The sequence below is a fragment of the Paenibacillus sp. 11B genome, from assembly GCF_030487755.1.
Classification (GTDB): Bacteria; Bacillota; Bacilli; order Paenibacillales; family Paenibacillaceae; genus Paenibacillus; species Paenibacillus vandeheii.
On the sequence record NZ_JAUKNS010000009.1, the window covers coordinates 259,864 to 280,000 of the forward strand.

Consider the following 20,137-nt stretch of genomic DNA (forward strand, 5'->3'; position numbering starts at 1 on the left):
AAAGACCCCGTATATTAACCCATCAAGTACCGCAAAATCATCATTGCCACCATACCGACAAGTACCGTTCCGAGCAGACTCCGGGTCCAGATTGCCACGGCAATGGTAGGTAATGCTGCCCAGAGGGCAGCATTTTGCGTAATCGGCACCAACTGGTTGTCCGCCATAAACAATTCCTGACCGATCAGTGCCGCCATCACCGCTACGGGTACATATTCAAGCCAGCGTAACAGCCACATCGGAATCTGTATCTTGCTGAACAGCATGAGTGGCAATACACGCGGAATGAACGTTAACAAAGCCGATCCCATAATAATCCAAAATACATCCCATCTTACTTCCATCGTTCCATCACTACTCCCATCGTTGCCGCAATGACCGCAGCCACAATGACACTCATGCTGCCAAGCGAAGCCATGCTGGCGAAGATTACACAGACAACAGCGATGATCGCCACATTGATGTGTAATTTTTTATTTTTGCGCTGCATCAGCTGAAGTACGACCAGACCGATAAACATCGCAGGCAAGGCAAAATCCAGCCCAAGCCGATCCGGATTGATTATCCAGCGACCAAAATAAGCCCCCGCCATATTCGCCACAAACCAGTTCAGATATGCTGTAATGTTCAGACCGTGCATCCAGCGCTCACTCAGCGTTTTCCTACCAATCGCACGCGTCATCGCCACGCCAAAGGACTCGTCGGTGAGCAGCGAGCCGATCCACATATTTTTAAGCGGCGTCAGATGACGGAAGTACGGCGATACGGCTGCACTCAGCAGCAAATGACGCAGATTCACGAAAAATATGGTGAAAATAATGGCCGTCGCTGAACCATTCGATGCCAGCATGCCTGCGGCAATAAACTGGGCCGATCCCGCATACAGAATCAGACTGAGCAGAGCCGTTTCCGCCAGGCTAAGACCTGCCGTCATTTCAATGACACCCGCTGCAAAGCCAATACTCAAATAACCAAGCAGGGTTGGAATACAATCCTTGACTCCTTGCATAAATCTAGCATCATCCTGCACCTCTTCGGTATTTGCGGGCCCGGATGTCAGTGGTATTGATTTGTCCAAATCCGGTGCATCCCCTTTCCATTTCAATCCACATCCTGCGGATTACTTTTAATTTAGAAATATACCACAGGATGAGACGTTCCGGGAGAGACAGATCCCCTTTTACAGAACAGATCCGCTACGAATCTTCATAATTCGATGATTAACGAAGTACACCAACAAGAAAAAGACTGCGGGGTTATACCCCACAGTCTTCTTCGAGAATGGCTATTAAACTATAACTTGAATCGTTCAATCATGCTTTGCAGATCTTCAGCCATACGGGACAACGCCGCCGAGGACGCCGCAACCTCTTCCATTGTAGCCAGCTGCTCCTGTGCAGCAGCTGAGCCATCTTCCGTTCCTGAGGCAATCTGATTGGATAATTCAATCGTCTCATTGACTTCTTTGGTCACATAAATCATGCCTCCATCAATCTGACGGGAAGCTGCCGACACTTCTCCAGCTTGAGCAGCAACCAATTGCACGGCACTACGGATATTTTGAAAAGCCTCTCCCGCTTCCGTAATCATTTGGGAACCCTTGATCATGCCTTCTCCCGTACGGGCAAAGGTAGATTGTACCGCATTCGTTTTCTCATGCATCTCACGCATCAGTTCATTAATGCGCTCGGCCGCACTGCCCGAATTGTTGGCCAGCAACTTCACTTCATTGGCAACCACGGCGAAGCCCCGGCCCTGTTCACCTGCTCTGGACGCTTCAATGGATGCGTTCAAGGCAAGAATATTGGTCTGCTTCGCAATAGCAGTAATTTCGGCTACAATCTCAATGATCTCTTCATTTTTCGCTCGAAGATCCTGAATGACCGCAGCCATGGCTTCACTCTCATCATTCACCTTCTGAATATGAGCAACCGCCTCTTCCACCGTAACCATACCCGCTTCGGACTTGGTAGATGCTTCAACAGCGATGCGAGCGGCCTCTTCGGCACTCGATGAGATTTCTTTGACCCCAATAGACATTTCACCCACAAGTTGCCCCGTTGCGGCGAGACTGGCGTTTTGTTTGTTCGTTCCTGACGCTGCATCCTGCATCAGTTCAGCAACCTGTTCGGTTGCCCTGGATGTCTGTTCAGAACTCGCCATCAGCTCCTCAGAGGATGCCGCCAGCTGGCTCGATGTATCATGTACTTCGCCTAGAACGTTGCGCAGCGAGGAGGTCATAGTATCGAAGCTTGCCCCGAGTTGTCCGAACTCATCGCGACGCTGCAAGCCCACCCGAACTGTCAGATCCCCTGCGCTCACTTTCGATGCTGCCTGTGTTAGCTGCAACAATGGACGGTGTATGCTTCGAATAATGAACACAAGCAGAATAATACCAATGATCAGTGATGTTCCAACAAGAGTGTATGCACGGATCAAGATCGGTCTTACGGCATCGGCTGCTTCGGAAGGAACGATCTCACCAACAATTTTCCAACCCGTCGCGGGATTCGTAAAGAACACAGCTTCCAGCTCTTGTCCATCATACGTGTACTTTACAGTTCCTTGGTCTTTCGTATACATCTCATTAATGTAGCTCTCATTGGACTGCACGCCGGATTCGATATTGTAATGGAACAGAAACTTTCCGCCGTTGTCCAGCATATACAGTTTTCCTTTTTCACCAATATGTATCTTATCAACAGATTCTTTTAAGTGGTTGAGACTTACATTGGCTCCGAATACTCCTTTGCCATCGGACAGTTTGGCAGCTGCGGTGACGACCCATTCTCCCGTGGTTACCGATTGGAACGTATCTGAGATAATCGGTTCATCTTGAGACATCGCCATTGTATACCAGCTGCGTTCCCGTGGATCATAGATCTGCTGTCCGGGGTCAGGAGATTTCATCCAGCTGCCATCTTCGGCACCTGCTGTGAGCACACCCAGTTCTTTGTGGTTCTTGGACATCCCGTCCATCTGCCTTTGAAGAGCAGGGGATTTATTAATAATATCTGCTGAAGTAATACCGGCGGCGAACTGCGCTGCGTTATCCTTCTCCATATCCAACATCTGACTAATCTGCAGACTGAGCATTTCCGTTTTGGCCTGTGCAGAATGAATGATTTCTTCCCTGACCTGGTCTGCTGCTTTTAAATAAGACAACCATCCCACGCTTATGCTCGGTACAATCAGGAACAGAAGCAGTGCAGCGATCAGACGTTTCTTTACCGTTAATGTAAACCAATTGCGAATCCTTTTCTTCATTTAAATATCCCCCATCATCATCTTCACCCTTTTTTATCGGACAAACGTAGTGAAAATATTATGTATGAATATTAAAATCAATCGAAATTACATTATTTTTGTTAGGATAATAGAAAATGATGCTCCTTCCTCGTTTTGACCCTCACTACGAGATCGTTTACAATGCTCATAAGCTGGTTATCTATGAAACGATTGGAAGGAGAGGATTCGAATCTTACGCAATTCACATGTGCAACAACCTGTATCCAGATTATATTCATCCATGTTCCGTATTCTGTTCGCCCTCATTCTTTGTGCAGGACCTGTTCTAGGACAAACCAGTTTCACAGCAGCCGCAGCACAAGAGGCGCAAACAGTTCACATTGAAGTGAATGGTCAAGAGCAATCGTGGAAAAACGCCCCCCTTGTATTGAAAGGTACAACGTATGTTCCACTGCGAGATGTTGTTACCTCTGTAAATGGCACCTTGAAGTGGGAACCTCGTACCAAAACGGCTACCATTACCGTTGGTCAAGACAAGCTGGTTCACCAGGCGGGCAGTGACTTCATCCAGGTTAACCATGTTCGGCTGTCCTCCGGTGTCGAATCTCGCACGATTAACGGCACCCTGATGTTACCTGTCCGCGCACTTGCCAATGCACTCAAGGCAGATATTAAAGTACAACGTACAGCCTCTGGTCAGATGAGTGTTAATATTGAGACAGACAAAGTAAGCCTATTAAACAGTCAAGTCGCCAGTGTAGACCGCTATTTGCGCGAAATCGATTTTCCAGGCATGGCTCTGATTGCCCGCAATGGAGAAGTCCTTCTTCGCCAAGGCTATGGACTGGCGGATGAACAGACGCTCAATCGTCCAGATCAGAAGACCAGAATCGCCTCTCTGAGCAAATCCTTCACTGCAGCCTCCATTCTCAGCTTGGTGGAAAAAGGAAAGCTAAATGTGCAAGATCCGATCTCCAAGTATATCACCGGTATACCCAAGGGAGACCAGATCACACTCCATATGCTGTTATCCCAGACTTCGGGTCTTCCATCCGCCTTCGGACGGGGTGAAGGCACTTCATTGGAAGAAACGGTAGAAGAAATTCGGCACAAAACATTAAAATTCGAACCCGGTAGTGCCTATTTGTACAGTAATAGTGGTTATGTTCTGCTGGCCTATGTTATTGAACAGGTGTCCGGCATGAGTTATGCCGACTATGTGCAGCAGACTATTTTGAAGCCGCTCGGCATGAAGAACTCTGGAGAAGCTTCCCGTAAGGTCCATACGAATAGCGGATTCGTTGCGAAGAATAAACAGTGGGTGCCTGCGCCTTATTATGTTTCACAATCAGGTTCAGGAACGATCTACTCCACCGTAGACGATCTCCTGAAGTGGGATCGGGCGCTGTACACGGACAAAATTTTGAGTCAGGATACGATTGAACAGATGTATGAGCCGTATTCGGATAAAAATTATGGCTACGCCTGGATTCTCAAGGAAAACGATCAGAATCGTACCGTCTTCCACAACGGCAGCGGTGGTGGTTTTGCCACAGCCTTCTCACGTAATTTAACAGATGATATTACGATTATTCTTCTCGGTAATCATGCGGGTATGGATATGACTTCACTTATGGATGAGGTGGAGGCTAAGACAGCTCAGGCACTGAATCTGCAATAATATCCTTTTTACTCATTAGATAATAGCAGAAGGGACGGTCCATTATTGGATCGTCCCTTCTGCTATCTATGTCTTCAAATTCAGAATCATACTTTCGCTTCGCTCGTCATTTAACGTCTGTCTATTTTATGGATACTGGAAGCTTTCCGGCAAAAGGAATATGTCCCATCAGCGCCCGAGCGACGCTATCCATGGCAAGCGGGCGGCTCTCGTACGCAGCCACATAGACCTGCACCTCCGGGATCGCCAGCAGATCATAGGGGCTGCGAAGTGCCACAACAGCCAGCGGCTTGCCCAATTGCTGCAGCCAGCCGATCAGCCTGCATTGCGGATCACCAGAGGCACTGCCTGCGTTATATGTTCCCACTATGATCTGGCGAATGTCATCCTCTTCCGCAGCTTGAAGCAGACGGGCAGAACGAATGGCAACTTCCTCTGGCGTGACGGTTACATCAACCACATCCAGACCGCAATGCGACAAAGCCGAGCCTAGGGTAACCACCTGAGTCAGCTGTTCGTCGGCAATCGTCGTTACTGCTGTAGCAACCGTTATGACCAGCGTACGTTGCGGCTTCAAAGGCAGCATGTTCAATTGGTCACGAACCAGCGTGATGCTGTTCTCACTGATTCGTCGGGCCACCTCCTGGTGTAACGAATGGTTACGCTCTTGGCGCCTAAATGAAGCTGGATCCGTTGATGCCTCAGGGAGGAGCGAAGTCGCTACCTCATCATGCACTTCATCATTACCTGTGCCCATTCCATTCTCCAGCAGACCTCGTTTCGCCTTGTACTTCAGCAACCGAGTTACAGATTCGTCGATGCGAGCCTCACTGATTCGCCCGCTCTGGACGGCTGCCAGCAGCGCTTCAAATGCCCCTGCCTGAAGATGAGCAGTGTGGCTGATCAACACCAGATCCGCGCCGGCCTCTACCGCCATCACAGCTGCATCAACCGTACCATAGTTGGCGGCAATCGCGTCCATCTCCATGCAGTCCGTCACAATCATACCTTCATAACCCAGTTCCTGACGAAGCAACCCACTTAAGACGGCTCGCGATAGCGTTACAGGCAGACGCTCCGGCTCAAGGGCCGGAAAATAAATATGGGCTGACATCATCGCATCGACACCTGCCGCTATGGCAGCCCGGAACGGAATCAGTTCCACACGCTCTACCCGTTCCCGAGTATGGGTGATGACCGGAAGATCCAGATGTGAATCCATATCGGTATCCCCGTGCCCCGGGAAATGTTTGGCTGTCGCGGAAATGCCAGCATCCTGTACTCCTGCAATGCTCCTTGCTCCATACGCTGCGACGGACTGCGGTGATTCCCCAAATGAACGCACACCAATTACCGGATTGGCAGCATTATTGTTTACATCCAGAACCGGAGCAAAGTTCATATTTATGCCCATGGATCTTAGCTCCACACCACTGATGTAGCTTGCCTGATATGCATCCTCGATGGAGCCTGCTGCGGCAATTGCCATCTGTCCCGGCATCAGGGCGATCCCATCGGTGATCCGGGCTACCATGCCGCCCTCCTGATCAATGGATATCCAGAGCGGCACATTACCGCTATCGACAGCAATCCGTTGCAGGCCCGACGATAGCCGCTCCACCTGCTCCGGTGACTCCACGTTACGCGCAAAATAAATCACACCTCCGATGGGATACTTTCGGAGAAAGTCATCTACATCACCAGCAGCTTCAGTGCCATGAAAGCCGCAAAGCAGCATTTGACCGATTTTCTCACGCAGGGTCATCTGTTCCAGCTTCAATGGGTATAGCTCGTTTTGCCCACTCATTCCATGCCCCCTCCCAATGACAAGCATCCATGATTCATTACAAGATATCCTTCCCATGGACCCTACTTTTACGGATATAGCAAAAACGGCTTCCGCCGCTCCTTCCATTCCTCTGCTTGAACTCTCCACGATTTAATTAAGCCAATTACTTTCTCCCGGTCATGAATGATTTCCCTAACTTCCCTGCCTCCGGTCAGCAAATCAATAAAATAGCGCGAACCTGACTGTGGTGGCTCCAACCATTGAAATTGCTCTGGATAAAGCGAAGCCAGTTCATGCAAAAGGATCAATCCTGTATCTACTGGTCGGAATACGCTGCTGTCCGTTACGAATATCCTTACACCCCCGCACAACTCTCCTGCATGTTTGGAAAAGGTCGGCGACATGTACACGGGGTGCACATGCACTCCCTCCAAATGGTAATCACGAAAACGTTCCGCCAGTCGTTCACCATCTACCCACGGTGCTCCAATCCACTCGAATGGGCGGGTCGTACCTCTGCCCTCCGAGACATTGGTACCTTCAAACAGACATGTACCCGCATACACCCGCACACTGTCCAGTGTGGGCATATTGGGAGAAGGCAGCATCCAGGGCAAATCACAGTCCGTAAACTCCATAGAGCGCTGCCAGCCTGCCATCATAATTACATCCAGTTCGCAGGGCACCTCCATCTCACTGTTCACCAGCAGGGCCAACTCACCGACCGTCAATCCGGTGCGGACGGGGACACGCCAAGCGCCAACGAGCGATTCATAGCCCGTGCTCAGCACGCCGCCTTCCACCGCATCCCCGCCCAACGGATTGGGACGGTCCAACACGAGCAGTCGTTTGCCCGTTTCAGCACAGGCCTGCATCATGTGAAACAAGGTCGATTCATAGGTGTAATACCGGACACCCACATCCTGGATGTCATACAATACGGTATCCACCCCAGCCAGCATTGCAGGCGTGGGTTTCTTATGCTCCCCATAAAGGCTGAACACCGGAATACCTAACTTTGAATGCATCGTATCCCCAAATCGGACACCAGCCTGAAGTTCACCATCCAGTCCATGCTCACAAGCATAGAGCGCCGTAAGTTGGGTATTTGCCAACCCGGCACAAACATCCACCGTAGAGATAAAATCCGCGGTAATTCCGGTCGGATTCGTTATCAGGCCAATACGTGCATCCGTTAACCATGGGTGAGAGAGCCCTCCCGACAGAAGATCAACTCCAGTTCTGACGACCATTACACATTCCCCTGGCTGATCCACCCTGTATGCTGGTGGTCATTGCCGCCAGATGAAGCTGGTTCCTCTTCGGGTTCCAGTACATTAAGGGCGACCTTATACTGATAGATGGCAAACATGCCCGCGAACAGTGCACCGTATCCAACAACCGTCAGCATCAGCAGAGCCGTCAGACACAGCGCCTGAAAACAGGCTCCCATCGTGTACCCCGGATGACGGAAGAATAACTTCACACTTTCCCCCATCGCCTGAATGATGCCCATGTTCTTTTGCAAAACGAGCTGCCAGGTATAGAACTGCGACATTAGCGCCATAAGGACGAAGAACGTTTGGAACATACTCACCGCTGTACCTGTAACCCCGCCCTGTCCGCCGTAATACCACCAGGTTGACCACAGAATGAAGCCAAGCACCGCGAAAAGCACACCTACTGCCCCTCCCGGGATGAATCCCTTCTTAGTTCCGTTCCAGATATCCTTGAGCCCATTGCGGCGTTCCTTGCGTTCCAGCCTGTGATGCACGGCATAACTGACGCCGAATAGGATTGGCATATAAATCACGGCCAAAAGCAGCACCGCGATCGGTAGGGGAGCAAACATCAGAATGGGCACCATTATGATGGAGCTAACAACACTGTACAGGGCCACCGGAATAATATCCCGATAGATTTCCGCCCCAGACTTGACCAACACTTCACTCAGCTTACGCATTTTTATTCTCCCTTCTATATAAACTGGACTAAACATTTACACGATAACGGAGAAGGCAGAACCATTCCGGAGAAGCGAAACATTCAGCTGATATAGCTTATTCCCGTCCAATTGCCAGTTCCGTTTCCGGGTCAAAAAAGTGCGCCTTACGCAGGTCCAGTACAAAATTTTTGTCCATTCCTACATAAGCATGTGTTTCCGGGTGAACCTTGGCTGTAACGGTACGGGCACCGGAATGGAAATATACCAGATTCTCGGAGCCCAGATGCTCCACGACTTGAACCCGCGCCTGCAGCATATGGTCTGTCGGAATATTCGGAGCAACATCGTCACCAAAAATATGCTCTGGACGCAGACCCATAATCACCGGCTTCCCCTGATAGCTCTGAAGACGAGCGAGTACTTCCTCTGGCAAGGTGAATGATGCCCCATCCACGACAACCTGCGTGCCTTCAATTCGGGCATCAATGAAGTTCATCGCCGGGGAACCGATGAATCCGGCAACAAACATATTACGCGGACTCGCATATAATTCTTTCGGTGAAGCCACCTGCTGAATATCTCCATGATTCATGACCACAATGCGCTCCCCCAGTGTCATGGCCTCCACCTGATCATGCGTGACGTATACAATTGTGGCACCGAGCCGCTTATGCAGCTCGCCCAATTCTACCCGCATCTGCACCCGCAGCTTGGCATCCAGATTGGAGAGCGGTTCGTCGAACAGGAATACCTGCGGATCACGGACGATCGCCCGACCCACCGCCACACGCTGTCGCTGACCACCGGACAGCTCGCGCGGTTTGCGCTCCAGCATCGCTTCCAGCCCCAGAATGGAGGCCGCGTTCTGTACCTGTTCATCAATATAGGATTTTGGCTTTTTGAGGTTTTTCAGGCCAAAAGACAGATTTTCGCGGATCGTCATATGTGGATACAGCGCATAATCCTGAAATACCATCGCGATATCGCGATCCTTCGGATGCAGATCGTTCACAACCCGTTCCCCGATGACAATGTCTCCACTCGTCTGCTTTTCCAGTCCCGCAATCATCCGCAGTGACGTTGTCTTGCCACAGCCTGAAGGACCCACAAAAACCACGAATTCCTTATCTTCTATAACAAAGTCCGAACCGGCCACAGCCGTGAACGTTCCTTTATGATCGTCTTTGAATTCTTTGCGCACTTGGCGAAACTCCACGCGTGCCATAGGTAGATCCCCCTTTACGTTGTCGCTTGTCCTGAACTAAACGTTCACCTTAACCTTTAACTGCACCGATGGTAATACCCTGTAAGAAGTAGCGTTGCAGCGAGAAAAACAGAATAATCATCGGCAGCGCGCCAATCGTTGCCCCTGCCATCATTGCGCCGAAGTCCGTTGATTCGGCAAATACGAACGAGGCTAGCCCTACCTGAACGGTCCGCATCTCGTTGGAATTGGTAATCAGGAATGGCCAGAAAAATTCGTTCCATGAAGCGACAAACGTGAAAATCGCCAGTACCGCGATCCCCGGCTTTGCCATTGGCAGAATCACTTTCCAGAAGATGCCGAACTCGCTGCATGCATCAATACGTGCCGCATGAATCAGCGATGTAGGCAGCGTTGACATGAACTGTTTCATCAAGAAGATATTGCCCACGCTGACGGCAGCAGGCAGAATAATGGCCGTATACGTATCCCCCAGGTCAAACACGTTGACCATCAGAATGTACAAAGGAATCAGCGTTACCTGTGCAGGAATCATCATCGTACCCAGCAGAGTCCAGAATACCGCCTGGCTCCCCGGAAACTTCAATTTGGCGAACGCATATCCCGCCAGGGAGGCGAAGAACACATTCGTCACGGTCAGAATGACTGCGATCAGCAGCGAGTTATATAGCCAGCGCCAGGCATCGGTTTTGGCAAAAAAACGCTCATATGGTGATAACGACAACTGCTCCGGAATCATCTGCGGTCTAAATGAAGCCGACATCGCGCTATCCTGCACCGAGCCAACGAGCATCCAGTACATCGGAATGACCGTCACCAGCGCCCAGGCCACCAGCAGAATGGATGCAACGACAAGCAGTGTCTTTTTCTGTGTTGATTTCATGGATTTCATTCACCCCCGGATGCTTAATGCAACGTGCTTAAAGCTTAGTACTCAATATCGCTGGAGAAATATTTGAACTGAATGACGGAGATGACAATGATGATGATCGCCAATACGAACGACTGTGCAGAAGCCAATCCGAATTCATAAAATTTGAATGCCGTCTCATATATCAGATAAGCAATCGTCGTTGTCGCAAAGTTCGGTCCACCCTGTGTCATCAGATATACCGAGATGAACACCTGGAAGGACGTAATCACACCCGTCACAAGCAGATACAGCGTCGTTGGTTTGAGCAGCGGCCATGTAATCTTGCTGAACTGGGTCCAGCCGCTGGCATGATCAATATCCGCCGCTTCGTACAGTGATTTCGGAATACCGCCCATGGCTGCCAGATACAGAATGATACCCGCGCCGTGCGATCCGAGCCAGTTCATCAGAATGAGTGAAAAGAGTGCCGTACCTGACTGACCCAGCCAGATTACCGGATCAAGGCCGAACAGGCCGAGGAAGCGGTTTAGCAGTCCCGAATCCGTCGGGTCAAAGATCGCCAGCCATACGATGGAGATGGTTACCCCGGATGCTACTGCAGGCAAGTACAACGTTGCTTTGAAAAAAGTCTGCCACTTGCTTTTCATCTGGAAGATGAAGTAGGACAGCACAAATGTAATAAGAATGTTGACCGGTACCGTACCCACAGTAAAGATAAGTGTGTTTTTAATCGACTTCCAGAACGTCTCATCCTTCACCAGTCGCTCGTAGTTGTCCAATCCAACCCACGTCGAATTCATGATGTTGTATTTCTGGAAGCTCATCACGAGAGCCGTCAGAACAGGATACAGTGTGAAAATGAGAAACAGCAGGACAGGCGCCAAAATGAACAAATACGCCCACCCGTAGTCTCGCCAAAACCGGGCAACCCGGGAAGTCCGGGGTACAGATGGTTTTGGCGCAAGGGCGGTCTGCATGGCGAATCCTCCTCTCCTAATCAGTGTGATTTTACGTTATGTTATATGGTCAGAGTTATTGTCCGAACATCTGCTGGCCTTTGTTCTTGAAGTCTTCTGCGATCTGCTCCGGTGTTTTCTCACCCGAGAACAGCGCCTGAATGTTAGGCTTCACAACCTGTTCCTTGAATTGTTTTTGCTGTGATGCTTTGTCGATATCCAGTTCCAGTACAACCGGCATAGCGATATTCTCTGCCATTACTTTCGCAGCAGCCAGATTATCCGGTTGACCAAGCTCTTTTCCTTTAAACAGATCCGCCTGGGATTGTCTTACGAATGGGAGCGCCAGTTCATTGGCCGAGTTTCCTGCTTTGGCACCACTAAGTGCCTCCATCACGAGGAATGTATTTTTGGCATGCTGTTCGCCTTTATCCTTCTTCTGCTTGAAAGCTACGTACCCTTCGCCGCCCATCGTTGCTGCCGCAGGTTGATCGTCGTTATGCGGTACAGGCAGCAGGACAAAATCAATTTTCTCCCCTTGTACCTTTCCGTCATCAATGTCCTTGTTGCGGTTCTGAATCATGACATCATAATAAGGAATCGCTTTGGAGATGATTGCCGTTTCACCCGCGTAGAACATATCCGTCCGTTTTGCTGGAGCAAGAGCTGCCGTTTCCTTCGGCATATAACCTTGATCCATCAGGTTTTTGATAAAAGAGAGCGTATCCAGAATGCGTCCATCATTCCATTGGAACGTGCCGTCTTTGTCGAGAACGTCAATCATGCCGTTGTTTCGGGACAGCATTTCAATGAAATCAAGCGAGGTTCCGTCGGTCACCAGTGCATACTGTTTAGCCCCGCCATCCAGCGTTTTCGTCAGCTTGGCTGCGGTAGCGTTGAATTCGGACCAGGTCCAGCCATTTTGCTGAATGGATTTCCAGTCAATACCCGCTTCCTCCAGAATGCGTTTGTTGCCACCCCATGCCCATTGGAATTGATACAACGGCAGTCCGTACTGCTTCCCTTGGATCTGGCCCAATTCAAGCGTACCCGGCAGATAGTCATCCTTGATCTCAGGTGTCAGGTAGCTATCCAACTCAAGCGCCAACCCCGTATTTACATATGTGCCGTCTACACTATGAAAGTAAAGATCCGGCGGGTTGCCCGCGTTCAGAGCGACATCGAATTTTTTGGGCCCTTCCGCCCAGGAGAGCATTTCCGTCTTCACGGTAATGTTCGGGTGTTCTTTATTGAAATCAACGATCAGATCCTTCAGTTCATCTTCATACGTCCCATGCACCGGATAAGTCCATACCGTCACGGTATCTTCCGCATTGGGATCATCTGAAGCAGCACCACCGCTATTCCCGCAGGCAGTAACCCAGACCATCATCAACAACATTGCCCATACCAGACCCTTCTTTTTCATCCCTTCATCTCCTTCGCGTGTCGTCTCCCAATTATTGCATTGCCTAACCATGCTACCCCTTTTGAAATCATCCATCCTTAAACGGCATAACTGACTAATGAGCGTGGCAGTAAGGAAAATGCACCTCCCTTATGGATTAGACCTGAACGTACACAGGATTAATCTCTTAAATGCAATATTAACGTCAACTTAGTTGACATCAACCGTATTAATTCCTTCCAAAATTGTAGATTGAATTCATTATATGAGCTATGAAATAAAAATTCAACATTATTTTTTATTCTAAAATTTAATTTTACTTTTTCTTTTTATGCCTCTATACTATGTAAAAAGAAAACTCAAGCAAGCGAGGTGAGCCACTTTGCGAGTATATGTTGGCGTAGATGGAGGCGGTACCAATACTGATGCAGCAATCATTTCTGAATCTGGAGAAATTCTTGCCCGGCTCAGCGGCGGTCCCACGAACCCTCACAGCGTACCACCTGAACAGGCCCTTTCTGAATTGCAACGAGTGCTGGAACAGCTATTTAATCTAGTAAGTGATTTATCGACAAATTGTGAAGGTATATGCCTTGGAATGTCAGGTATTGATACGATCCAAGAACGGCAACTTATAGCCGACGCAGTAAATAATTATATGAAGAACAGTAATCGACACAAATCAGATGCCTGCCCAGTCTGGGTTGTATCCGAAGGAGAGATCGCCCTGATGGCCTCTCTCGGACATACTCACGGTGTATTGTGCATCTCTGGAACAGGGTCTATCGTGTACGGTTTCACGCTGGAAGGAGAACGATACCGGGCAGGAGGCTGGGGTCATCTGCTCGGAGATGAGGGGAGTGGCTATCGCATTGGACAACGTGCACTGCAAGTAATCATGCAGAGCTATGACGGCGTTCTTCCTCCAACCGGTTTAACTCCGCTTCTTATAAAGAAGCTGAACCTTCAGGATATATCAAAACTTAAGGCACGGGTGTATCAGTCGGACTGGGGCAAAACCGAGACCGCGTCCATCGCCCGTCTTGCTATAGAAGCTGCTGAATCCGGGGATGAGGCTGCCCGGGCGCTGATCATCGATGAAGCCGGACAATTGGCAATTACGGCAAAAGCACTGATTGCCCGTCATCCCGAATTTGCAACCACTCAGATTGTCTTGTCCGGATCACTGTTCCGATACGCTGCGCTTTTCCGAAATACATTTATCCAGAAGCTGTCAGGATATTATGAAGAATTGGACTTTGTATATCGTGAAGATGCCCCTGCTCCAGCGGTAGGTGCAGCACAACTGGCAAGAAGACGCTGTTCCTTGAAAGAATCATTTTAAAAGAGAGAAGGAGGCCATACGGATGAACCACATGCTGAACTCATTATTAACGGAACAACCCAATCCACTAACGGATCATATAGATGAATTGCCCTCAGCAGAAATTATGGAACTGATTAATAAGGAAGATCAACGGATTGCGGAGCTGATTCAGCCCCTGATCCCGGTCATTGCCCAAGCGGCGGACCGAATCTTGGAGGCATTTCAGTCCGGCGGCAGGCTGTTCTATGTAGGTGCAGGCACCAGTGGACGATTGGGAATACTTGACGCTTCGGAGTGCCCGCCTACCTACGGAACCCCTCCCTCCATGGTACAGGGTATTATTGCAGGGGGATTTCGGGCGGTGAAGGACCCGGTGGAAGGTGCTGAGGATAGCGAGGAATTGGGGGCTGCAGACCTGGATGAGCATGGAATAGACGAAAACGATGTCGTGGTTGGTATCGCAGCCAGTGGGCGAACGCCATATGTGCTTGGTGCGATGAGACACGCCAAGGAGATCGGAGCTACTGTGATCAGCCTGAGTAACAACGCAGGTACACCAATGACCCTTTTGGCTGATGTAAGCATTGAGGCTGTTGTCGGCCCGGAGGTTGTCATGGGGTCAACACGCATGAAGGCAGGCAGCGCCCAGAAGATGATTCTGAACATGCTGACCACTACCGCCATGATTCGTCTGGGCAAGGTATATCGTAATTTCATGGTCGATCTGAACCCTTCCAACCAAAAGCTTGTCCATCGGGCCAAACGCATGATCCATCTGGCAACCGGAGCGAACGAAGCGGACATTGAACAGGCCTTTGCCGGCGCAGACGGTCATGTGAAAACGGCAATCGTTATGCTGATGGCAGGCGTGGACGCCGTGGAAGCTCAGCGCAGACTGGATCTGGCTGACGGATTCGTCCGCACCGCCATTATGGGGCCTTCCTGAACCATGCAGGGCAAATAGCCTTTGAAGTTGAAAGAGCCCGATATAGGTGTCCGGGCTCTCTTTTTGATTTTTTCATACTACAAGCGGATATCATCCGTCAAAAAAACCCCTCCTGTATAAACAGAAAGGGATTCAAATCGTTCAAATTCACTTATGCTCCAGAATAGCCTGCCGGCTCTTCTCCAAATATTCCACCGACTGGTTGTAGTCGCGGCTGGCAATCGCCAGATACAAAATGTCGATCACGTTCAGCTGTGCGATGCGTGACGAAGTTGCTCCGCTCCGGATATCGCTTTCGGTGGAAGTAATCATCAGGGGTACATCCGCCAGACTGCTGAGCTTATTACTCCCCCACTTGGTAATGCTAATCGTTGCAGCGCCGCCTTCACGAGCATGCTTCAGACAGGAGATCACGTTCGAAGTCTCCCCTGAATACGAGATACATACCACCGCATCATCTTCGCGAAGCGTCGTTGCGGACGAAATCTGCATATGCGGATCGGCGAACGAAAAGCTTGTACGATTGATTCGCATGAACTTGTAGTGTGCATCCAGCGCAATCAGGTTGGAGGCCCCCACCCCATAGAAAAAGATCCGTTTCGCCCGATGAAGCACATCCACTGCCTTTTCCATCAGACGTGGATCCAAAATATGAACCGTATCCTTCACCGATTGAATATTGTTTGCGGACACATGCTGAATAATGCTCTCCATGGAGTCCTGGGGACGAATCTCCGTATATTGATATTGTTCACCTGTCTGCAAATCTCCGGCAATCTTCAGCTTCAGCTCCTGAAAACCCGTTACACCCAGTGATTTGCAGAGACGGATAATGGCAGCCGGGCTGCCACCGCTCCGTTCAGACAGCTGTGCCACCGAGGACTGAACCGTTTCTTGGGGATGATCGAGAATGTAGGCTCCGATCTTCCGTTCCGACGGAGTCAAGTCATCCATTAATGCGCGTAAACGTACAAGTCCACCCTTCATGCCTTCCATCCGCTCCTCCTTTCCGTACTGCCTTCATGTACAAGCATTTTATCCTATAATTGCAATGGAGTCTAATCGGTTAAACGCTCTTGCATAGCCAAATCATTCAAAAACCAGGACTCACTACAGTGTCAGATTGCCCGATATTACTGCGTGTTTCGCGCCGGTTACTGCTGGGAGTGTGTTGGTTCTGCCCATAAGTGCCTCATGGCCAAGGAGGGCAAAACCGATCGCTTCGCGGGCATCATCCGGTATGCCATAATCCGCGGTACGTTCCAAACGAATGCCTCCCGGTAGTCGCTGACGGATCATCTCCATTAACGTGGCATTGGAAGTGCCACCTCCGCAGGCGAGCATGGCCGATATTTGCACCTTCGGCAGGATAAAATCCTCCACTGCCCGCACGATCGTCTCCGCAGTTAGACAGGTGGCGGTAGCCAGCGTATCTTCCAGGGATAAGGAACGCGCAGCAGCCATCTCCATTAGGCGCGCTGCATATGCCGCACCGTACACTTCACGTCCCGTGCTCTTGGGAGGGAGCCTTTTGAAATAATCATCGTCCATACACAGATCCACCAGACCCTGATCAAACGTCCCTTGAGCGGCCATGCTTCCATTCGGATCATAATGCTGCCGCCCACCTGTCGCCTGGCGTACAATCGCGTCCATCACCATATTCCCGGGTCCCGTATCAAAAGCCGAGATACCTTCGGCAGATGACGCTGCCGGGAGCACCGTGACGTTGCCAATGCCGCCGATATTTTGTACCAGCCGCCCTTCCGTTGGGCTACGAAACATTAACGCATCGGCGTAAGGTGTGAGAGGCGCTCCTTCCCCGCCAGCCGCCATATCCCGTGCCCGCAGATTACCGATCACTGGCAGGCCCGTTCGTTCACGTACAACGGCGCATTCGCCAATCTGGAGCGTGGACACCACGGGAAGGCTCCCGCCAGTTGGCCCCGGAAAATCCGAAGCAACAGGTGCGTGCCATACGGTCTGCCCGTGCATGCTGATCGCATCCACCTGCCCGGATGAGATTCCTGAGGATCGAATAAGCGCTGTGACACTGTGTGCATACCACTCCGATACGCCAAAATGTGCAGCTGTCAGCTCATCCACGCGTGCCGTCTCCGGTGAGCATAGTCGAATCAGCACTTCTCTCAATTCATTGGAGTACGGTACGCAGACGAAGTCAACCAGATCGATCTTTTGCAATGCCCCGCTGTCATCTGTCAGAATCCGCATCAATGCTGCATCCGTCCCGTCGAGGGACGTGCCTGACATCAATCCAATGATATAATGCTCCCGTTTCAAGCGATATTGCTCCCACATCGGATAGCTGCCTGTATCCATCCATTCACAACCTCCCGCCAGACCCGATGAACACGTCATCCTGCCATAATTCCACCCAGTATATGATATAAAATTTCACAAGTCAAATATTTTATGAAATTAAATTACATCCTTCCAACCATAGCTAGTCTTTGTCTGAACTGGAATCCTCACGACATGCTTTCAATAAATAAAAATAGATAAATAACGATCAAAAAAGAAACATTTTTACAATTTTACCGTTTATATAATGGAGGTATATTTTGGAATAGAAATATAGAACGAAAATAGTAGAGGTGCATAATGAAAAAAACGATTTTACTCCTGTTTTTGAGCCTGTTTTTTCTAGCTTTACTCCCTAGCCAGGGAAACGCCGCTGCAAGCACGTCGAAAATCTTCTTGGACGGCGAGGAATTAATCCTCCCAAGTGACGTTCAGGTGACCATTGTAAATAAGAATGTGATGATTCCGATTCGTGTCGTTGCCGAAAACTTGAAATTCAAAGTGGATTGGAATCAAAATGTACGTAATGTAAAGATTCAGCAAAATGACAAGACGATTTCTTTAACCGTTGATCAAAAGCAAGCCATGGTTGCGGACAAGCAAGTCACCCTGAACACAGCCCCACTCATTTTGAATAACACCATGGTGGTACCCATTCGATTTGTCAGTGAACAAATGGGACTCAATGTGAAATGGAACAACAAGGAAAAGATTGTATACTTAATCAACACCGACACCAGCAAGCAGCCCACAGATGAACCGGGTAACGCTTCAGGAAACGGCAGCCCAACATCGCTAACCCATGTTACGGATATCCAATTTGCTAACAATCAGCTCGTCGTGTCTATGGATGGTCAATCCAAACCCGTGATGACAACTTTGAAGAACCCCGATCGTCTGGTCGTGGATCTGCCCGGAGCAGTGTTCGGTGATCTATCACAACCTTTGAATCAAAACATGAATGGCAAATTGGATGTGGACGCATACCCCAATATAACGGAAGTTAGATATTCTCTTTTTAAACAAGACCCTGGTCAAGTCCGAATTGTCGTAGAATTGAATCATGTGAAGGATGTCCAATACAGCCAGAACCTGATTGCCGATAAACTGATTATTGATCTGAATGTTTCGGGCGATAACGTCACACCTGTTCCTGTCATTCCTGGAGGAGATTCAGGACGCAAGGTCGTTGTCATCGACCCAGGCCATGGTGGTAAAGATCCAGGAGCAACCAGCATCACCAACAAACCCGAGAAAGAATATAATTTGGCATTGGCTCTCAAAGTACAAGCACTGCTTCTCAATGAGCCGGATATCGAATTGGTGATGACTCGTGACGGTGATACTTATCCTACCCGCCCGGAGCGTGTTCAGCTCGCCAATCAATTAAACGCGGATGTATTTGTATCTATCCATGGCAATAATGTGGAGTCCTCACCCCAGGCGACAGGTACGGAGACGTTCTACTACCAACGCAGTAGCAGCAAAGAATTAGCCAATATCATTCACCAGCGTTTGGTTAAAGCCATGGGGCTCAAAGACCGTGGTGTGAAAAATGGTAACTTGGAAGTGATCAGAGACACGACCATGCCTGCAGTACTTTTGGAAGTGGGATTCCTGAGTAATGTTCTGGATGAAGAACTAATGTCATCCGATGTCGTTCAGATGAAAGCCGCTCAAGCGATAGCAGATGGGATTAAGGAATACCTGGGTATAAATTAAAGGATAGAACATAATGTAAATACGCTAGAGGATGTGATCCATTGAAAACGAAATTGGGATGTGCACTCGTCTTATCCTTCTTCATGATTGTTGGCATTGGTTGTGCTCAGAAGCCAGTCAGTGAATCCGGATCGGCTGAACCTGCTGTTCAGGGGGGACAGTCACCAAACCCATCCGAAACCAAGGTGGACCTGGGCACAATGAACACACAAGCGGTTGATGTGTATTTCGCAGATTCACAGGTACTGGAACTGGAGAAAAAAGAGCAGGAAATTGAATATAAGGACGATTCCGAGAAATACAAAAAAACATTTGAAGCTTTACAAAACAATACTGATTCGGAGCTTGTATCCCTCTGGGAGAAGGTCGAATTGCTCTCCATACAGTACGGCGAGGGCAAAGTCACTCTGGATGTTCATATCCCGGATGAGGCCAAATTGGGAACCAGTGGCGAACTGCTTGCATTGGATGCACTGACCCAGACGATGTTTCAATATGATGAAGTAGAAAGTATTGATATCCTGGTGGACGGTGAAGCCCTGGACAGCTTGATGGGCCATTCAGAGCTGGAGCACCCTATTCAGCGCCAATCCTAATTTTAAAAAAGACACCGGATGATTCTCTCCTTGAATCATCTCCCTTGCATGATGAGAAGCATAATTTCTCATCATGCATTTTTATTTTTATAAAAAT

The 20,137-nt window shown here is 49.4% G+C and carries 17 protein-coding genes; 5 read left to right on the forward strand and 12 right to left on the reverse strand.

The window, feature by feature from the left end; genetic code table 11:
• Positions 1-14: 14 nt before the first annotated feature.
• The 3 genes from Q0V21_RS30160 to Q0V21_RS30170 all read right to left on the reverse strand — a co-directional run bounded on the left by Q0V21_RS30160 (position 15) and on the right by Q0V21_RS30170 (position 3,267).
• A complete protein-coding gene (locus Q0V21_RS30160; RefSeq protein WP_024632343.1) occupies positions 15-344 on the reverse strand; it encodes an AzlD domain-containing protein in 330 nt (109 codons plus the stop codon).
• The gene (locus Q0V21_RS30165) at positions 335-1,009 is read right to left on the reverse strand and encodes an AzlC family ABC transporter permease (RefSeq protein WP_301882123.1); all 675 of its coding nucleotides are present in this window, start codon (positions 1,007-1,009) and stop codon (positions 335-337) included. The genes Q0V21_RS30160 and Q0V21_RS30165 overlap by 10 nt, the downstream gene beginning before the upstream one ends.
• 284 nt (positions 1,010-1,293) lie before the next feature.
• A complete protein-coding gene (locus tag Q0V21_RS30170) occupies positions 1,294-3,267 on the reverse strand; it encodes a methyl-accepting chemotaxis protein (protein WP_079348567.1) in 1,974 nt (657 codons plus the stop codon).
• Between the two features lie 262 nt (positions 3,268-3,529).
• On the opposite strand from Q0V21_RS30170, the gene Q0V21_RS30175 reads away from it, so the two are divergent.
• Positions 3,530-4,930 (forward strand): serine hydrolase domain-containing protein, encoded by a 1,401-nt coding sequence (locus Q0V21_RS30175; protein WP_301882083.1) that lies wholly within the window; start codon positions 3,530-3,532, stop codon positions 4,928-4,930.
• A gap of 121 nt (positions 4,931-5,051) precedes the next feature.
• On the opposite strand, the gene nagZ is transcribed toward Q0V21_RS30175, so the two are convergent.
• The 7 genes from nagZ to Q0V21_RS30210 all read right to left on the reverse strand — a co-directional run bounded on the left by nagZ (position 5,052) and on the right by Q0V21_RS30210 (position 13,148).
• Positions 5,052-6,737 carry a beta-N-acetylhexosaminidase gene (gene nagZ / locus Q0V21_RS30180; RefSeq protein WP_079348563.1) on the reverse strand — a complete coding sequence of 562 codons (1,686 nt, stop codon included), beginning with the start codon at positions 6,735-6,737 and terminating at the stop codon, positions 5,052-5,054.
• A 68-nt stretch (positions 6,738-6,805) separates the two neighbouring features.
• Positions 6,806-7,972, reverse strand: coding sequence for an exo-beta-N-acetylmuramidase NamZ family protein (locus tag Q0V21_RS30185; protein ID WP_301882086.1), 1,167 nt, complete (start codon positions 7,970-7,972; stop codon positions 6,806-6,808).
• Entirely contained in the window at positions 7,972-8,682 is a 711-nt protein-coding gene (locus Q0V21_RS30190) for a hypothetical protein (protein ID WP_079348559.1), read from the reverse strand. Before Q0V21_RS30190 ends, Q0V21_RS30185 begins: the two co-directional genes overlap by 1 nt.
• Before the next feature lie 97 nt (positions 8,683-8,779).
• Positions 8,780-9,889: an ABC transporter ATP-binding protein gene (locus Q0V21_RS30195; RefSeq protein WP_079348557.1), complete on the reverse strand. Its 1,110-nt coding sequence runs from the start codon at positions 9,887-9,889 to the stop codon at positions 8,780-8,782.
• Positions 9,890-9,938: 49 nt separating this feature from the next.
• Positions 9,939-10,772 (reverse strand): carbohydrate ABC transporter permease, encoded by an 834-nt coding sequence (locus Q0V21_RS30200; RefSeq protein WP_053780049.1) that lies wholly within the window; start codon positions 10,770-10,772, stop codon positions 9,939-9,941.
• A 44-nt stretch (positions 10,773-10,816) separates the two neighbouring features.
• Positions 10,817-11,740, reverse strand: a complete 924-nt coding sequence (locus Q0V21_RS30205) for a carbohydrate ABC transporter permease (protein ID WP_079348555.1) — start codon at positions 11,738-11,740, stop codon at positions 10,817-10,819.
• 55 nt (positions 11,741-11,795) lie between these two features.
• Positions 11,796-13,148, reverse strand: a complete 1,353-nt coding sequence (locus Q0V21_RS30210; RefSeq protein WP_301882088.1) for an ABC transporter substrate-binding protein — start codon at positions 13,146-13,148, stop codon at positions 11,796-11,798.
• A gap of 361 nt (positions 13,149-13,509) precedes the next feature.
• Between Q0V21_RS30210 and Q0V21_RS30215 the strand changes: the two genes are divergently transcribed.
• Both Q0V21_RS30215 and murQ read left to right on the forward strand, forming a co-directional pair.
• On the forward strand, positions 13,510-14,472 hold the full coding sequence (locus tag Q0V21_RS30215) for an N-acetylglucosamine kinase (protein ID WP_301882091.1): 963 nt from the start codon (positions 13,510-13,512) through the stop codon (positions 14,470-14,472).
• 22 nt (positions 14,473-14,494) lie between these two features.
• Complete coding sequence (gene murQ / locus Q0V21_RS30220; RefSeq protein WP_301882092.1) at positions 14,495-15,400, forward strand: N-acetylmuramic acid 6-phosphate etherase; 906 nt, start codon at positions 14,495-14,497, stop codon at positions 15,398-15,400.
• 147 nt (positions 15,401-15,547) lie between these two features.
• Here murQ and Q0V21_RS30225 read toward each other — a convergent pair whose 3' ends face one another.
• Together Q0V21_RS30225 and Q0V21_RS30230 are read right to left on the reverse strand one after the other, a co-directional pair.
• Complete coding sequence (locus tag Q0V21_RS30225) at positions 15,548-16,387, reverse strand: MurR/RpiR family transcriptional regulator (protein WP_301882125.1); 840 nt, start codon at positions 16,385-16,387, stop codon at positions 15,548-15,550.
• Between the two features lie 123 nt (positions 16,388-16,510).
• Complete coding sequence (locus tag Q0V21_RS30230) at positions 16,511-17,740, reverse strand: anhydro-N-acetylmuramic acid kinase (protein ID WP_301882093.1); 1,230 nt, start codon at positions 17,738-17,740, stop codon at positions 16,511-16,513.
• Positions 17,741-18,022: 282 nt separating this feature from the next.
• Between Q0V21_RS30230 and Q0V21_RS30235 the strand changes: the two genes are divergently transcribed.
• Both Q0V21_RS30235 and Q0V21_RS30240 read left to right on the forward strand, forming a co-directional pair.
• The gene (locus Q0V21_RS30235) at positions 18,023-19,444 is read left to right on the forward strand and encodes an N-acetylmuramoyl-L-alanine amidase family protein (protein WP_301882095.1); all 1,422 of its coding nucleotides are present in this window, start codon (positions 18,023-18,025) and stop codon (positions 19,442-19,444) included.
• Positions 19,445-19,485: 41 nt separating this feature from the next.
• Complete coding sequence (locus tag Q0V21_RS30240) at positions 19,486-20,040, forward strand: GerMN domain-containing protein (RefSeq protein ID WP_024632360.1); 555 nt, start codon at positions 19,486-19,488, stop codon at positions 20,038-20,040.
• Positions 20,041-20,137 lie beyond the last annotated feature (97 nt).

Bases quoted from the DNA above. Each gene is read 5' to 3' on its own strand.
- Q0V21_RS30200 (WP_053780049.1), bottom strand. From the start codon at position 10,772: ATGAAATCAACACAGAAAAAGACACTGCTTGTCGTTGCATCCATTCTG.
- Q0V21_RS30230 (WP_301882093.1), bottom strand. From the start codon at position 17,740: ATGGATACAGGCAGCTATCCGATGTGGGAGCAATATCGCTTGAAACGG.
- murQ (WP_301882092.1), top strand. From the start codon at position 14,495: ATGAACCACATGCTGAACTCATTATTAACGGAACAACCCAATCCACTA.
- nagZ (WP_079348563.1), bottom strand. From the start codon at position 6,737: ATGAGTGGGCAAAACGAGCTATACCCATTGAAGCTGGAACAGATGACC.
- Q0V21_RS30165 (WP_301882123.1), bottom strand. From the start codon at position 1,009: ATGCAAGGAGTCAAGGATTGTATTCCAACCCTGCTTGGTTATTTGAGT.
- Q0V21_RS30195 (WP_079348557.1), bottom strand. From the start codon at position 9,889: ATGGCACGCGTGGAGTTTCGCCAAGTGCGCAAAGAATTCAAAGACGAT.
- Q0V21_RS30205 (WP_079348555.1), bottom strand. From the start codon at position 11,740: ATGCAGACCGCCCTTGCGCCAAAACCATCTGTACCCCGGACTTCCCGG.
- Q0V21_RS30170 (WP_079348567.1), bottom strand. From the start codon at position 3,267: ATGAAGAAAAGGATTCGCAATTGGTTTACATTAACGGTAAAGAAACGT.
- Q0V21_RS30190 (WP_079348559.1), bottom strand. From the start codon at position 8,682: ATGCGTAAGCTGAGTGAAGTGTTGGTCAAGTCTGGGGCGGAAATCTAT.
- Q0V21_RS30185 (WP_301882086.1), bottom strand. From the start codon at position 7,972: ATGGTCGTCAGAACTGGAGTTGATCTTCTGTCGGGAGGGCTCTCTCAC.
- Q0V21_RS30225 (WP_301882125.1), bottom strand. From the start codon at position 16,387: ATGAAGGGTGGACTTGTACGTTTACGCGCATTAATGGATGACTTGACT.
- Q0V21_RS30160 (WP_024632343.1), bottom strand. From the start codon at position 344: ATGGAAGTAAGATGGGATGTATTTTGGATTATTATGGGATCGGCTTTG.
- Q0V21_RS30175 (WP_301882083.1), top strand. From the start codon at position 3,530: ATGTTCCGTATTCTGTTCGCCCTCATTCTTTGTGCAGGACCTGTTCTA.
- Q0V21_RS30235 (WP_301882095.1), top strand. From the start codon at position 18,023: ATGAAAAAAACGATTTTACTCCTGTTTTTGAGCCTGTTTTTTCTAGCT.
- Q0V21_RS30210 (WP_301882088.1), bottom strand. From the start codon at position 13,148: ATGAAAAAGAAGGGTCTGGTATGGGCAATGTTGTTGATGATGGTCTGG.